We start from the raw sequence: 14,354 nt of genomic DNA on the forward strand, positions 1-14,354 counted from the left end.
GAAGCGCTTCACTACGATCACAGGCACACCCCACCGAAGGCGGGGTGATTCAAGGAAATCAGTCCCCGGACTTACCGGGACGGCTCACATCTCACCCAGGCCCAGGTTGTCCAGCAGGCCGGGCACGAACGTCCCCCCGATCCCCAGACCGCCCAACAGGCCCGTCAGCGTCAGATCACCCAAGCCGAGATCCGTCACCAACCCCGGCAACGTCACCTCACCCAGGCCCAGATCGGTGAGCAGACCCGCCAGCGTGAAGTTGCCGGTCCCCAGATCGCTGAGCAACTCACCCAGCGTCAGATCGCTGACACCCAGGTTGCCCAGCAGGCCCGACAGCGTCACATCACCCAAGCCCAGGTCGGTCAGCAGGCCGGGCAGGAACATCCCACCGATGCCCAGACCGCCCAACAGGCCCGACAGCGTCACATCACCCAAGCCCAGGTCCGTGACCAGCCCCGGCAGCGTCACCCCAGCCAGCCCCAGATTGGTCAGCAGCCCCGACAACGTGAAGTTCCCGGTGCCCAGATCGGTCAGCAGCGCGCCCAGCGTGAGATCGTCCAGGCCCAGCCCCTCCAACAGGCCGGGCAGGGTGAGGCCGCCCAGGTTAAGCCCGCCCAGCATGTTTCCCAGCCCGAGGCCGCTGAGATTCAGGCTGTCCAGCAGTCCGCCCAGCGTCAGACCGCTCAGGTTCAGGTTGCCCAGCAGCGTGCCGAGGGTGAGGTCGCCGGTGGCCAGGTCGCCCAGCAGCGCGCCCAACGTCACGTCGTTGATACCCAGGTTGTTGACCAGGCCCGGAAGGGTCAGGTTGCCGACCAGGTTCTGCAACAGGGTGGCCAGATTCAGGTCATCGATGCCGAACGCGCCCAGCAGGCCGTTGAGGTCCATGGTGCCCAGGCTCAGGCCGCTCACGACGTCGTTGAGGCTCAGGCCGCCGATTCCCAGGTTGTCGAGCAGCTGCGGCAGGCTCACGCCCAGGCCCAGGCTGTTGAGCAGGCCGACCAGGTTGTCGTCGCCGAGCCCCACCGCGTTCAGCAGCCCGTTGATGCTCGTGTGCTCCAGACCCAAGACCTGCAGCAGGCCGTTCCATCCGGTCCAGCCCAGGGTGAAATTGCCCAGACCGAGGTTCAACAGGATCAGGGGCAACGTCTGGTTGTAGAGCCCCAACCCGTGCAACACGCCATTGAGGCTCACCCCGGCGCCCTGCGCGGCGATGTTGCCCAACAGCTGGTTCAGGGTCACGTTCAGGCCGAAGAAACTCAGCAGCCCTCCGACGGTGATGCCGGTCGAATCGATGGCATCGTTGAGGTTGACTGCGTCCAGAAGCCCGTTGACCAGCCCGAAGTCCAGCCCCAGAGCAGAGAACAGCGAGCCGATGCCCAGGGTCACGTTGAAGTCGTGCAGCAGCCCGCCCAGGCCCTGCTGCCCGACGCCGACCGTGTTCAACAGCTCCACCAGGGTCAGCTGACCCATACCGAGGTTGTTGACCAGGCTGTGCAGGCCCATGGTGCCCAACCCCATGGCGTTGATCATGGTGCCGATGCTGATGTCGCCCAGCCCGAGGTTGTTCAGCACGTCCTTGAGCACCAGGCCGTTCATGTTCAGGTTGTAGAACAGCGTGTGCAGGCTCATCCCGCCCAGCCCGAGGCCGCCCAGCAAGCCCCCCAGACTCTGGTCGCCCAGACCGATGCTGGCCAGTACGCCGGGCAAGGTGGTGGTGCCCAGCAGGGCGCCGACCATCCCGGACAGCGTGATGTCGCCCATGTCCATGTGGTCCAGCAGTTCGGGCAGCGTCGTGCCGCCGGCCCCGACGCCGCCGACCAGCCCGCCCAGGGTCAGGTCGGCCAGTCCCAGGTCACCGATCAGGCCGGGCAGCGTCGTGCCGTCCAAGCCGATGCCGGTGAGCAGTCCACCGAGATTCAGGTCGTCCAAGCCGACGGCGCCGACCAGGCCGCCCACGCTCAGGTCGGTCAGATCCAACGTCTCCATCAGGCCGCCCAGCGTCACGTCCGCGGTGCCCAGTCCCGCCAGCAGGCCGCCCAGGGTCAGGTCGCTCATTCCCAGGTCGTCGATCAGGTCGGGCAGGGCGGTGCCGCCCAGCCCGACAGCACCCAACATCGCGCCGACATTCAGCGAGCCCAGGCCCACCCCGTCGAGCAGCCCGACCAACGTCGTGTCGCCCAGTCCCACGCCGTCCAACAGCCCGAGCAGCGTCATATGCCCCAGCCCCGCACCACCGAGCAGGGCGGGCAGCGTCATGTCACCCAGCCCCACCCCGTCCAACAGACCGGTCAGCGTCGTGCCGCTCATTCCCAGGTCCTCGATCAGGTCGGGCAGGGTAGTTCCACCCAGCCCGATGACACCCAGCAGTGCTCCGATGTTGAGGTCGCCCAGGCCCACCCCGTCGAGCAGCCCGACCAACGTCGTGTCGCCCAACCCCACGCCGTCCAACAGACCGGGCAGCGTCAGATCACTCAAACCCGCACCCCCGAGCAGGGCGGGCAGCGTGACGTCGCCCAACCCCACCCCGGCCAGCAGACCGACCAGCGTCAGGTCACCCAGCCCCAGCGTTTCCATCAGGTCGGGCAGCGTGGAGCTGCCCAACCCCACGTCGGCCAGTAACTCCGAGAGTGGCAGCTCACCGACACCGACATCGTTCAACAGGTCAGCGAGTGTGGTGTCGGCCATCCCAATGCCGCCGAGCAGACCCGACATCGTCATCCCGCCCAGTCCCACATCCACCAGCAGGTCACCCAGCGTCACGCCGCCCAAACCGACACCGCCCAGCAGGCCGCCCAGCGTCAGGTCACCCAAGCCCAGATTCCCCAGCAGACTTGGCAATGTGACCTCACCCAACCCGATGGTTGCCAGCAGCCGGTCCAGCCCCAGACCGCCCATTCCGACGCCGTCGAGCAGCCCGCCCAGCGTGAGGGTGCCCAAGCCCAGATCCCCCAGCAGTCCGGGCAGCGGGGTGGTCAGCACATGGTCAAGCACTCCGCCGAGGTCGGTACCCTCGCCGTCCAGCCCGTTGAGCAGATCGCCCAGTCCGCCGAGCAGTCCGTCCAGTTCTGCCAGCAGTTCGCCGAGGGGCACCGCGGTGTCGAGGATCTGTCCGGGAACCAGCAGTCCGTTGAAGGCGGGGATGCTCACCCCCAGCAGATCGAGGTTGTCGGCGCCGTTAAGGTAGGCGTTCAGGAGCTGGGCGGGGGCCGTCATTAGTGCGGTGAGCACGGCGGCGGGATCCGCGGCTGATTGGATCGCTTCGATGATCTCGCCGAACTCGTTGGCGGTGGTGACCAGCGGACCCACCGCGGCGAGCAGGGCGGCCAGCGGCGCCGAGAGGTCGACCGAGATCGGCGCCGGGAGGGGGAAGACCTGGGCGCCGATGGCCGGCAACAGGTTCGCGAGCAGGGCACCCACCTGCTGCACGTTGTTGGAGATGTCTCCTAGGACGGTGCCTATCGACGCCGGGTCGGCGCTGATCAGCTCGAAGTAGCCGGTCCAGTTGGCGACGATCTGTTGCAGCACGGGGAACGGCTGCGCGAGCCAGAGTTGGTCCATGGCCTGCAGGTTGGCGAGGGTGTTGGCATAGAGGTCCTGGTAGGCGCCGGCGATGTCGGTGGGGCTGCCGGCCAGTGCGACCGCGCGTGCCGGCATGGCACTCGGTATCGGCTCGACGGGCGCGACGGCGATGAGGCTGGCACCGACGAGGACGACGCCGCTGGTGAAGTACGGACGAAGAAGTCTTTGCATGAGCCGCTCCTGACGTTGGGTCGGCCCCGGATGACCGGGCGACACGATTGTCGGCAGCGTATGGCACAGGCGATTCTTAGGTTAACCTCGCATTCGGCTTCGTGATTTTATCGTTATTATTACGTTATAGTTCTGTTATATTCATGGGGTAGCGATGTAAAATCGCTTTACATCGCGGGTATCGCTTATGACCGGACGAGCGGATTGTCAATTCCGTGGATTCCCGCGCTTTTCTGAACATCCCGGGCCTCGAAGACTTCGCGACGACAACCGGCGGAGCGTGCAATTGTCCAGTACATGGACACCGAGACGCCACCGTGTCACGAGCGTCCAATTTCTACAAGACATTGTTTTTGAATAGCCTTTATATGAATTCCTGCCCCACGACCGCCGGCAAGAATTCGCAATGTTCCGGTCCCTGTTGTAGACATTGGCATCGCATGTGAGGCAACCTGCCTTGGGCCACACCACGGGACAGCCCACTCAATTCGGGTAATTCCAGCGCGCCACCACCCGGATGGTTCCCGGATGTCTTCACATCTTTTTCACATACAAAGGATTGGTCGGGATCGCAGCGGGGCAACGCTCAGCCCGGCAGTACCGGCAACGCTCCGCTCACCATGAACGGCCCCAGCGGCGACCAGCTCTGCTCGTCCTCGGCCGCCGCGGACGACAGCGCGAGCACACCCCGCGGATCGGCCACATAGACCGTGGACGGGTCGGCGACGATCGTCGACACCGGCAGCTGCAGATTGCCATTGGGTGCATCGGAGTTGACCCCGTCGATATTGACGTAGGACACCGGATGTTTGGGATCGGACCGGCTCACCACGATGTCGTCGCCGGTGCGCCAGCTCAACGACACCGCCGAGGAGCCCAGCCCGAAGCCCAGCCGGCGCGGGTAGTGCAGCACGAACTGGCCGCCGGGCATCTGCTCGATACCGGCCAGGATCACCTGTCCACCGATCACCATGGCAGCCCGGGTGCCGTCACGGGACAGTTGCAGCTCGCTGATCGGTCCGGGGAACCGCGCGGAGACCGCCCCGGAATCCACCGGGATCCGGGCCGGGCGGCCCGTTGCGACTTCTTGGATGGCCCGCAGCACATTGTTGCCGTCGACCACCACCCACACGGCCTCGTCCAGCGACCAGCTGGGCCGCGACAGGGTGTGCCCCTCAGCCGCCTGCACCGCCTCGCCGCCGAGGTCACCGATCCACAGGGTGGCCTCCGGGTCACCGGGGTGCACCACCACCGAGGCCACCTGACGGCCATTGCGCGACAGCGCGCACGATTCCTGATCGGGCTCCCGGCCGAACGCCCCGGGCACCCGGTTGGCCTGCTGGCCGTCCAGTACCAGCAGCGATCCACCCACCAGCGCGTGTATGCCCGCGCCGGCGCCATCGGAGGCGCCCGGGTCGGTGGTGGCCACATCCGAGGTGGTCCACCCGTCGGGGAACCTGTCGTCGAGCGCCGCGCCGTCGGCGTCGATCACGTAGGGGCCTTTGATATCAGCGCGGGCCAGCGTCCAAATGAGTTGCGCGGCAAGCAGTTTCCTGGTGTTGGGGTCGGTGGCCGCCAAACTGTCCAGGTCGATCTTCGCGCCGCCGTAGCCGCGGCCGACCCCGCTCTTGCCGCCGTCGGCGCGGGTCACCGGCCCGCGCAGTCGCACGGGAGGCGACAGCAGATTGCGCACCCCGGCCATCTCGGGGCGGGGGCCGGCAATCAGCTTGGACACCAGTTCGGTCGCCAACTGGTCGGGATCGGACACCGCCACGTAGCGGGGATCGGGCACCACTGTCTTGCCGGTCGGGTCGACGAAGTAGAGCGTGTTGCGCTTGTAGGTCGCCTGGAACTGCTGCCAGTCCAGGAACACCCCGTTGGGCAGCCGATCGATGCGCCAACCGTCGGAGGTCTTGAGCAGTTCGATCGGCTCCGGGGCCGGCAGGGCGCCCTCGGCGGTCTCGAACACCCCCATGTCCGAGAGCGACCCCAGCATGTCGGCGCGCATTGTGACCGCGACCCGGCCGGCGCTGCGCGTCTCGACGAAAACCACGTTGTCGATCAGCAACGCGCTACCGGCGTCGTCCCAGGAGTCAGAGGCCTCCTGGGTGAGGAACTGCCGCGCCGCGCGGTGCCGGTTAGCCGGATCGGCGGTCGCCTTGAGGAATTCCCGCAGCAGCACATCGGGATCCATCCCCGGGGTGGGCTTGGGCAGCACCGACGGCGGCGGCGACTCCACCGTGCCGATCGCCTGCGGCGCCGACGTGCTGGGCACCCCGGCGCACCCGGCCAGCGCGCCCACCAACGCTGCCACGACCAGCATCCGCGTCGCGATCCTGTTGCGCGGCATCATCCGATCCTCTCGGCGTGCTCGCGGGCCCGCTGACGACGTTCCCGACGCTCGGCGGCGCTCACCGGCTTCATCGGCAGCGGGCTGGTGGTGACCTTGTGTCCGCGCACCAACGGCAGGGTGAGCCGGAAGCAGGCCCCCTTGCCCGGCTCGCCCCAGGCCTCCAGCCGGCCCTGGTGCAGCCGGGCGTCCTCCACACTGATCGCCAGGCCCAGCCCGGTTCCGCCGGAGCGCCGCACCCGGGATGGGTCGGCACGCCAGAACCGGCTGAACACCAGCTTCTCCTCGCCCGGGCGCAGCCCCACGCCGTGGTCGCGCACCGTGACCGCCACCGTGTCTTCGTCGGCGGCCATTCGAATCACCACCGGCTTGTGCTCGGCGTGGTCGATGGCGTTGGCGATCAGGTTGCGCAGGATGCGTTCCACCCGGCGCGGATCGACCTCGGCGATCACCTGATTGCCGGGCATGTCCACCTTGAGCTGGACACCGGCGTCGGCCGCCAGGTGCCCCACGTTCTCCAGGGCGCTGTTGACGGTGGAGCGCAGGTCCACCGACTCCACGGACAACTCGGCCACACCGGCGTCGTGACGGGAGATCTCCAGCAGATCGTTGAGCAGAGACTCGAACCGGTCCAGCTCACTGACCAGCAGTTCGGTCGAGCGCCGCAGCGAGGGCTCGAGGTCTTCGCTGTGGTCGTGGATCAGGTCGGCGGCCATCCGCACGGTGGTCAGCGGGGTACGCAGTTCGTGGCTGACGTCGGAGGTGAACCGGCGCTGCAGGTTGCCGAACTCCTCGAGCTGGGTGATCTCGCGCGACAGGGTCTCGGCCATGTCATTGAAGGACACCGCCAGGCGGGCCATGTCGTCTTCACCGCGCACCGGCATCCGTTCGGACAGATGGCCTTCGGCGAACCGTTCGGCGATCCGCGAAGCCGACCGCACCGGCAGCACCACCTGCCGCGACACCAGCAAGGCGATACCCGCCAGCAGCACTAGCAGCACCAGGCCACCGGTGGCGATCGTCCCGCGCACCATGCTGATCGTGTTGCGTTCGGTGCCCAGCGGATAGATGAGGTAGAGCTCCAGGTTGGTGATGCGCGACGTCGTCGGCGTCCCGATCACCAGCGCCGGCCCGGAAAAGCCTTCGACGTGCACGGTCGCGTACTGGTAGCTGACCTGACCGGCCTTGACGAATTCCCGCAGCGCTGCCGGAACCTGATCCACCGGCCCGGCGGCGGTCGCCGCGCGCGGCCCTTCGCCGGGGACCACCAGGACCGCGTCGAACGCGCCTGCCGTGCCGCTGCCGGCAGCCGGGTCGGTCTTGGACATCAGTGTGTTGCGAGCCAGCTGCAGACTCGACGTCAGCGAGCGGGCCTCCTCACCGCCGACGATGCCACCGGCAGTGACCCGCGCCCGCACGATCTGCTCGGTGGCCGCCCGAACCTTGACGTCCAGCACCCGGTCGGTGATCTGGCTGGTCAACACGAAACCGAGACCCAGGATGACCACAGCCGACATGCCCAGCGTCAGCACCACAACCCGCAGTTGCAGCGAACGACGCCAGGCGACCTGCACCGCGCGGCGCAGTGTGTTCACACCGAGCAGCAGTGGACCCGATCGCCGGGGGCGCCGTCTGGAGCTGAAGATCATTGGCGCTTCTCCTCAGCCTCGCTGGCGCTCGGCATCGTCGAAGACGCGAAGATCACGTGCGCCGCTCCCCGGTGGGGATCACGGGGGTCCGGCCTTGTAACCCACTCCTCGGACGGTCAGCACCACAGTCGGGTTCTCCGGGTCTTGCTCCACCTTGGCCCGCAGGCGCTGGACGTGCACGTTCACCAGCCGGGTGTCCGCCGGGTGGCGATATCCCCAGACCTGTTCGAGAAGCACCTCACGAGTAAACACCTGCCGCGGTTTGCGTGCCAGCGCCACCAGCAGGTCGAACTCCAGCGGGGTCAGCGAGATCTGCTCACCGGCCCGGCTCACCTTGTGCGCCGGCACGTCGATGTCGATATCGGCGATCGAGAGCATCTCAGCCGGCTCGTCGTCGTTGCGGCGCAGCCGGGCCCGCACCCGGGCCACCAGCTCCTTGGGCTTGAACGGCTTCATGATGTAGTCGTCGGCGCCCGACTCCAGCCCGAGCACCACGTCGACGGTGTCGGTCTTGGCGGTGAGCATCACGATCGGGACACCGGAGTCCTTGCGCAGCACCCGACAGACGTCGATGCCGTTCATGCCGGGCAGCATCAGGTCCAGCAGCACCAGGTCGGGCCGCAGCTCGTGCACCGCGGTGAGCGCCTGGGTGCCGTCACCGACGACCGCGGTGTCGAAACCCTCCCCACGCAACACGATGGTGAGCATCTCGGCCAGCGACGCGTCGTCGTCGACGACAAGAATCCTTTGCCTCATGGCGTACATGGTGTCACCAGATCGAGATAAAACGTGGCTATCACACGCGCGTTTCGCGGAGTTACCCGCGCATCTCGGCCGCCAGAGCGGCCGCATCGACCGTCGGGCCGACTATCTGCCAGCGTCCAGCGAACCCGGCTTGGGCCAACCCGCGATACACCGCGCCGGTGCGGCGCTGCAGACCGTCGTCGCGCTCGTAGCTGTCGCGGGTGCGTGCGGCGTCGTGCTCCTCACGGTGCCGGGCCCGCTGCGCGGCGAGTTCGGTGGGCACGTCGAGCAGTACCTGCCAGTCCGGCGCGGGCAGCGCGAGCCGCTCGAATTCCAGCCGGCGCACCCAGTCCACCATCTCGCCGTCGGCGCCCTGATGCAGCCGGGCGGCGCTGTAGGCCGCGCTGGAGGCGACGTACCGGTCCAAGATCACCACGTCGTTTCCCCGGCACAGCGCGTCGATCTCGCCTTTGGCGCCGGCGCGGTCCAGCGCGAACAACATCGCCATCGCATACACCGAGTCGGCTAGATCGCCGTGCTGCCCGTGCAATGCCTCGGCGGCCACATCGGCGGTCACCGAGACGCCGTAGCGCGGGAACGCCAACGTGGCCACCGACTGGCCGGCGCCCTCGAAGGCGGTGCGCAACCCTTGGGCCAGCGTGTTCTTGCCGGCGCCGTCAACGCCTTCGATCGCGATCAGCACGGCGGGAAGCCTAGTCAGCCCCCTGCCGAGCAGACGCAAAAGCCCCCAATTCCAGGCCGGAATGGGGGCTCTTGCGTCGGTTCGCGGAGAAAATCAGTACCGGTAGTGGTCCGGCTTGTACGGGCCTTCCACATCGACGCCGATGTACTCGGCCTGGTCCTTGGTCAGCTTGGTCAGCGTGCCGCCCAGAGCCTCGACGTGGATGCGGGCCACCTTCTCGTCCAGGTGCTTGGGCAGCCGGTAGACCTCGTTGTCGTACTCATCGCCCTTGGTCCACAGCTCGATCTGAGCGATCACCTGGTTGGAGAAGCTGTTGCTCATCACGAACGACGGGTGGCCGGTGGCGTTGCCCAGGTTGAGCAGCCGGCCCTCGGACAGCACGATGATCGACTTGCCGGTGTCGGGGAAGGTCCAGACGTCGACCTGCGGCTTGACGTTGTCGCGCACCGCGCCGGAGGTCTCCAGGGCGGCCATGTCGATCTCGTTGTCGAAGTGGCCGATGTTGCCCAGGATGGCCTGGTTCTTCATCGCCTTCATGTGCTCCAGGGTGATGATGTCCTTGTTGCCGGTCGTGGTGATCACGATGTCGGCGTCGCCGATGGCCTGCTCGACGGTCTGGACGTCGTAGCCCTCCATCAGCGCCTGCAGCGCGTTGATCGGGTCGATCTCGGTGACGGTCACCCGTGCGCCCTGGCCCTTGAGGGACTCCGCGCTGCCCTTGCCGACGTCGCCGTAGCCGCAGACCAGCGCCTTCTTGCCGCCGATCAGGGCGTCGGTGCCACGGTTGATGCCGTCGATCAGGGAGTGCCGGCAGCCGTACTTGTTGTCGAACTTGGACTTGGTGACCGAGTCGTTGACGTTGATCGCCGGGAACACCAGCTCACCAGCGGCGGCCAGCTGGTAGAGCCGCAGCACACCGGTGGTGGTCTCCTCGGTGACACCCTTGACCGACTCGGCGATCTTGGTCCATTTGGTCTTGTCGGTCTCGAAGCGGTCGCGCAGCGTGGCCAGGAAGACCTTCCACTCGTGCGAGTCGCCGTCCTCGGCAGGCGGAACCACGCCGGCCTTCTCGTACTGGGCGCCGCGCAGCACCATCATGGTGGCGTCGCCGCCGTCGTCGAGGATCATGTTGGCCGGCTCGCCGTCCCAGGTCAGGGCCTGCTCAGCGCACCACCAGTACTCCTCGAGGGTCTCGCCCTTCCAGGCGAAGACCGGGGTGCCCTTGGGCTCCTCGACGGTGCCGTGCGGCCCGACGACGACCGCGGCGGCAGCGTGGTCCTGGGTGGAGAAGATGTTGCAGGACGCCCAGCGAACTTCGGCACCGAGGTCGACCAGGGTCTCGATGAGCACCGCGGTCTGGATCGTCATGTGCAGCGAACCGGTGATGCGGGCACCCTTGAGCGGGTTGACCCCGTGGTACTCGTGACGCAATGCCATCAGGCCCGGCATCTCGTGCTCGGCCAGCCGGATCTCCTTGCGGCCGAACTCGGCCAGCGACAGGTCAGCGACCTTGTAGTCGATGCCGTTGCGGCTGTCCGCGGTCAAACTCATCAGTACGCCCCCGTTAGGTTCGGTGAATTGGCTCCGCTACAAGCTACCGGCGCAGGCCGAAGTCTGCTCGGCCGGGTCAATCGGTCTCGGTCACACCGTAGGTCTCGACCGCGGGTGTGAATAGTCGGGCCAGGTCGGCGGCCACATCGTGATCGGCTTCCGGGGGCATCGAGACATAGCTGATGGCCAGCCGCACGACGGCCCGAGCCAGGATTCCGGCGTCGTCCTCGCTGACCTTGACCCAGCTGTGCATGAACGACGTGGTCAGCCGCGCCGAGCAGCGGGTGATGATGGGGCCGCTGTCGATGGTGATGATCTGCAGCAGATCCGGCTTGGCGGCCCCGGTCAGCAATGAGATCACCAGCGGGTCGGCGGCCGACTCGGAGAAGAAGGACCGGAACCCCTCCAACAGCGCGGCGTGGATATCGCCGACGTTGTCGGACATCGCTCGTTCCACGGCGTCGACCAGGCGGTCGGCCAGCCTGATCGCATAGCCCTGCGCCAATCCCTGGCGCGAACCGAACTCGTTGTAGATGGTCTGCCGGCTGACGCCCGCCGCCGCGGCCACCGCGGCCAGCGTGATCGATGACCAGTCCCGGCGGGTCAGCAGTTCGCGCATCGCATCGAGCACCGAGTCACGTAGCAGCGCCCGGGATGCCTCGGCGTAGGGGATGCGCTTCACCAACGCGACGTTAGCGTGTGCCACACCGCCACTCCTCATCTCTGCGTTCTGCTCCGGCGCGGCGGATGCCGCATGCGAAGCCGCCCGGTGGGCAGCGAACAGTTCGTAGGCGCTCATGCCGCCGCCGCCGCTTCGGCCGCCCCATACCGGGCCAGGATCTTCGCCCGCCGGCGCGGCGAGATGTTGACCCGGGTGATGTCGCCGCCGTAATGCGCCAGCACCCGGTGGTCCATCAGCCTGCGCCACAGCGGGGGGAAGTAGGTGAGCCCGATCAGCGACGCGTAGCCGCTGGGCAGGTTCGGCGCCCCGGCCATGCTGCGCAGCGTCTGGTAGCGCCGGGTGGGATTGGCGTGGTGGTCGCTGTGCCGCTGCAGGTGGTAGAGGAACAGGTTGGTCACCAGATGGTCGGAGTTCCAACTGTGCTCGGGAGTGCACCGCTCGTAGCGGCCGTTCGCGCGGGTCTGCCGCAGCAGACCGTAGTGCTCGATGTAGTTCACCGACTCCAGCAGCGAGAAGCCGTAGACGGCCTGAATGACGACGAACGGGATAAGCGCCGGGCCGAACACCGCGATCAACACTCCCCAGAGCACCACCGACATCAGCCAGGCATTGAGCACGTCGTTGGACAACCGCCACGGTCCCGTGCCCAACCGGCGTAACCGGGCGGCCTCCAGCTGCCAGGCCGAGCGAAGACCGCCGAAGACGGTGCGCGGCAGGAACTCCCAGAAGGTCTCGCCGAACCGGCCCGACGCCGGGTCCTCGGGGGTGGCAACCCGGACGTGGTGGCCGCGGTTGTGCTCGATGTAGAAGTGCCCGTAACAGACTTGGGCCAAGGTGATCTTGGAAAGCCAGCGTTCGAGCCGGTCCTTCTTGTGCCCGAGCTCATGCGCGGTGTTGATGCCGACCCCGCCCAGGGTGCCAACCGACAGCGCCAGCCCGATCTTAGCGAACCAGCTGAGAGCCCCCTCGACTCCCAGCCAGTTCAGATCGGTGGCGGTGAACAGGTAGGCGCCCAGGACAAGGCTGGCGTACTGGCACGGAATGTAGGCGTAGGTGCAGTAGCGGTAGTACCGGTCATTCTCCAACTGCTCCATCACTTCGTCGGGCGGGTTCTGCCCGTCGGCGCCGAACCGCAGGTCCAGCGCCGGCAGCAGAACGTAAACCAGGATGGGCCCGATCCAGAACGGCAACTGCGCGGCCAGGTGCCAGCCGACCCGGTTCATCGCCCAGACCAACGGCAGCATCGTGAACATCACCGTGGGGGCGATCAGGCCCATCAACCACAGGTATCGCTTTTTGTCCCGCCACACCGCTGCGGTCTGGGTGCCCATCCACGCTCTCCTTGTGAGTTCGGCCACTGTCCGACTGGACATTACATGGACATAAGTCATCCGTCTAGACATTTGATACCGATTTGTACAAATAGCATGCCGCGCCGTGGCCGCGGAATCCGTATAACTTGGGTGCACAACGCACTCAGGGATGGGCACGACCGCGATGACGACTGCAGGTTCGGGCGCAGGCGCGCGGCCGCGTACCGCCGTCCGGGTCCGCGACTACGCGACCGGACTGGCCTTCGCCCACCTGTTGACCAGTGCCGAGGCGATCGCGGTGGTGGTGTCACTCAACGGCGAAACGCCCCTGACCGACTCCACCCTGCTGTCGGCGCGAAACCTGGTGCTGGTGGCGGTACTGGTCACGCTGGGCACGCTGTCCGTCGTCGCCGCGGGCAGCGCCAGCATCGCGCCGTCCGTGCGCTGGTACACCACCGGAGCGCCACCCGACCCGGGGCAACGCCGCGCGGCCGTCAACATCCTGCGCCGGCAGTCGGTGATCGTGCTCGGAACCTGGCTGGTCGGCGGGGCGATCGGCATGGCCGCGATCCAATCCCACAACATGGGACTGATCGTGTTGCTCAGCACCATCATCGTGTTCGGGGGCACCGCGTCGCTGAGCACCAGCATGCTGTTCACCCAACGCACCTTCCGGCCGATCGTGGCCGCGGCCTGGCAGGGGTCCGACGTCCGTGCCACCGCCCCCGGCGTCTTGGCCCGGCTGGTGACCATGTGGTTCATCACCTGCGCGATGCCGTCGGCTGCCATCATCGCGCTCATCGTCTGCCGGCAGATGGGCTGGATCATCGACCCGGACTCGTCGGTGGAGATCCCGGTCCTGGTGCTGTGCGTGGTGGCGGTGCTGCTCGGGGTGCGCGCCATGATCCTGGTTTCCCGGTCGATCTCCGACCCGGTCGGCGAAGTCGTCAACGCGATGGCCCGGATCGAGCGCGGCGAGATGACCACATCCGTCGGGGTCTACGAACAGTCCGAGATCGGGCGGCTGCAAACCGGGTTCAATCGCATGGTGGCCGGTCTGGCCGAACGCGACCGGCTCCAGGACCTGTTCGGCCGCCACGTCGGCTCCGATGTCGCCCGACTGGCCGTCGAACAGGACCTCGCGCTCGCCGGCTCGGTTCAAGAGGCGGCGATCCTGTTCATCGATCTGGTGGGCTCCACCGAACTGGCGGCCACCCATCCGCCCGACGAGGTCGCCGGGGTTCTCAACGACTTCTTCCGCATCGTGGTGGACGCGGTCGACGCGCAGCGCGGTTCGATCAACAAATTTCAAGGCGATGCGGCGCTGGCGGTGTTCGGCGCTCCCGTCCCTTCCCAGGACGCTGCTGCGGCGGCGTTGGCCACCGCTCGCAGCCTGATCGCCCGACTTCGCCGGCTGCCATTGGTGGACTTCGGGATCGGGGTCTCGGCTGGCCCGGTGTTCGCCGGCAACATCGGCAGCGAAAACCGCTACGAGTACACGGTGGTCGGCGACGCCGTCAACGAGGCCGCGCGGCTGGCCGACCGCGCCAAGGCCGTCACGGCCCGGGTGTTGTGTTCGGCGACCGCGCTGGAACCTGTCTCTTATACACAT

General features: G+C 67.2%; 9 protein-coding genes. 1 reads left to right on the forward strand and 8 read right to left on the reverse strand.

Annotation, left to right across the window (positions count from 1 at the left end; translation table 11 throughout):
• Positions 1-84 precede the first annotated feature (84 nt).
• From LI94_RS16570 to LI94_RS16605, 8 genes are all read right to left on the reverse strand, one after another.
• Positions 85-3,750 carry a hypothetical protein gene (locus tag LI94_RS16570; protein WP_046301865.1) on the reverse strand — a complete coding sequence of 1,222 codons (3,666 nt, stop codon included), beginning with the start codon at positions 3,748-3,750 and terminating at the stop codon, positions 85-87.
• Between the two features lie 586 nt (positions 3,751-4,336).
• The gene (gene lpqB / locus LI94_RS16575; RefSeq protein WP_125078046.1) at positions 4,337-6,073 is read right to left on the reverse strand and encodes an MtrAB system accessory lipoprotein LpqB; all 1,737 of its coding nucleotides are present in this window, start codon (positions 6,071-6,073) and stop codon (positions 4,337-4,339) included.
• 26 nt (positions 6,074-6,099) lie between these two features.
• Positions 6,100-7,749 carry an MtrAB system histidine kinase MtrB gene (gene mtrB / locus LI94_RS16580; protein ID WP_046301867.1) on the reverse strand — a complete coding sequence of 550 codons (1,650 nt, stop codon included), beginning with the start codon at positions 7,747-7,749 and terminating at the stop codon, positions 6,100-6,102.
• 78 nt (positions 7,750-7,827) lie between these two features.
• Positions 7,828-8,514 (reverse strand): two-component system response regulator MtrA, encoded by a 687-nt coding sequence (mtrA, locus tag LI94_RS16585; RefSeq protein ID WP_019737852.1) that lies wholly within the window; start codon positions 8,512-8,514, stop codon positions 7,828-7,830.
• 52 nt (positions 8,515-8,566) lie between these two features.
• Entirely contained in the window at positions 8,567-9,196 is a 630-nt protein-coding gene (locus LI94_RS16590) for a dTMP kinase (protein ID WP_046301868.1), read from the reverse strand.
• A 93-nt stretch (positions 9,197-9,289) separates the two neighbouring features.
• On the reverse strand, positions 9,290-10,747 hold the full coding sequence (gene ahcY, locus LI94_RS16595; RefSeq protein WP_036457496.1) for an adenosylhomocysteinase: 1,458 nt from the start codon (positions 10,745-10,747) through the stop codon (positions 9,290-9,292).
• Positions 10,748-10,823: 76 nt separating this feature from the next.
• The gene (locus LI94_RS16600) at positions 10,824-11,468 is read right to left on the reverse strand and encodes a TetR/AcrR family transcriptional regulator (protein WP_046301870.1); all 645 of its coding nucleotides are present in this window, start codon (positions 11,466-11,468) and stop codon (positions 10,824-10,826) included.
• Between the two features lie 74 nt (positions 11,469-11,542).
• Positions 11,543-12,760, reverse strand: a complete 1,218-nt coding sequence (locus tag LI94_RS16605) for an alkane 1-monooxygenase (RefSeq protein WP_046301869.1) — start codon at positions 12,758-12,760, stop codon at positions 11,543-11,545.
• A 166-nt stretch (positions 12,761-12,926) separates the two neighbouring features.
• Here LI94_RS16605 and LI94_RS16610 point away from each other — a divergent pair.
• Positions 12,927-14,354: adenylate/guanylate cyclase domain-containing protein (locus LI94_RS16610; RefSeq protein WP_052739963.1), on the forward strand; the 1,428-nt coding region annotated here is incomplete at its 3' end.

The sequence above is a fragment of the Mycobacterium sp. UM_Kg27 genome (assembly GCF_000972905.1).
GTDB lineage: Bacteria > Actinomycetota > Actinomycetes > Mycobacteriales > Mycobacteriaceae > Mycobacterium.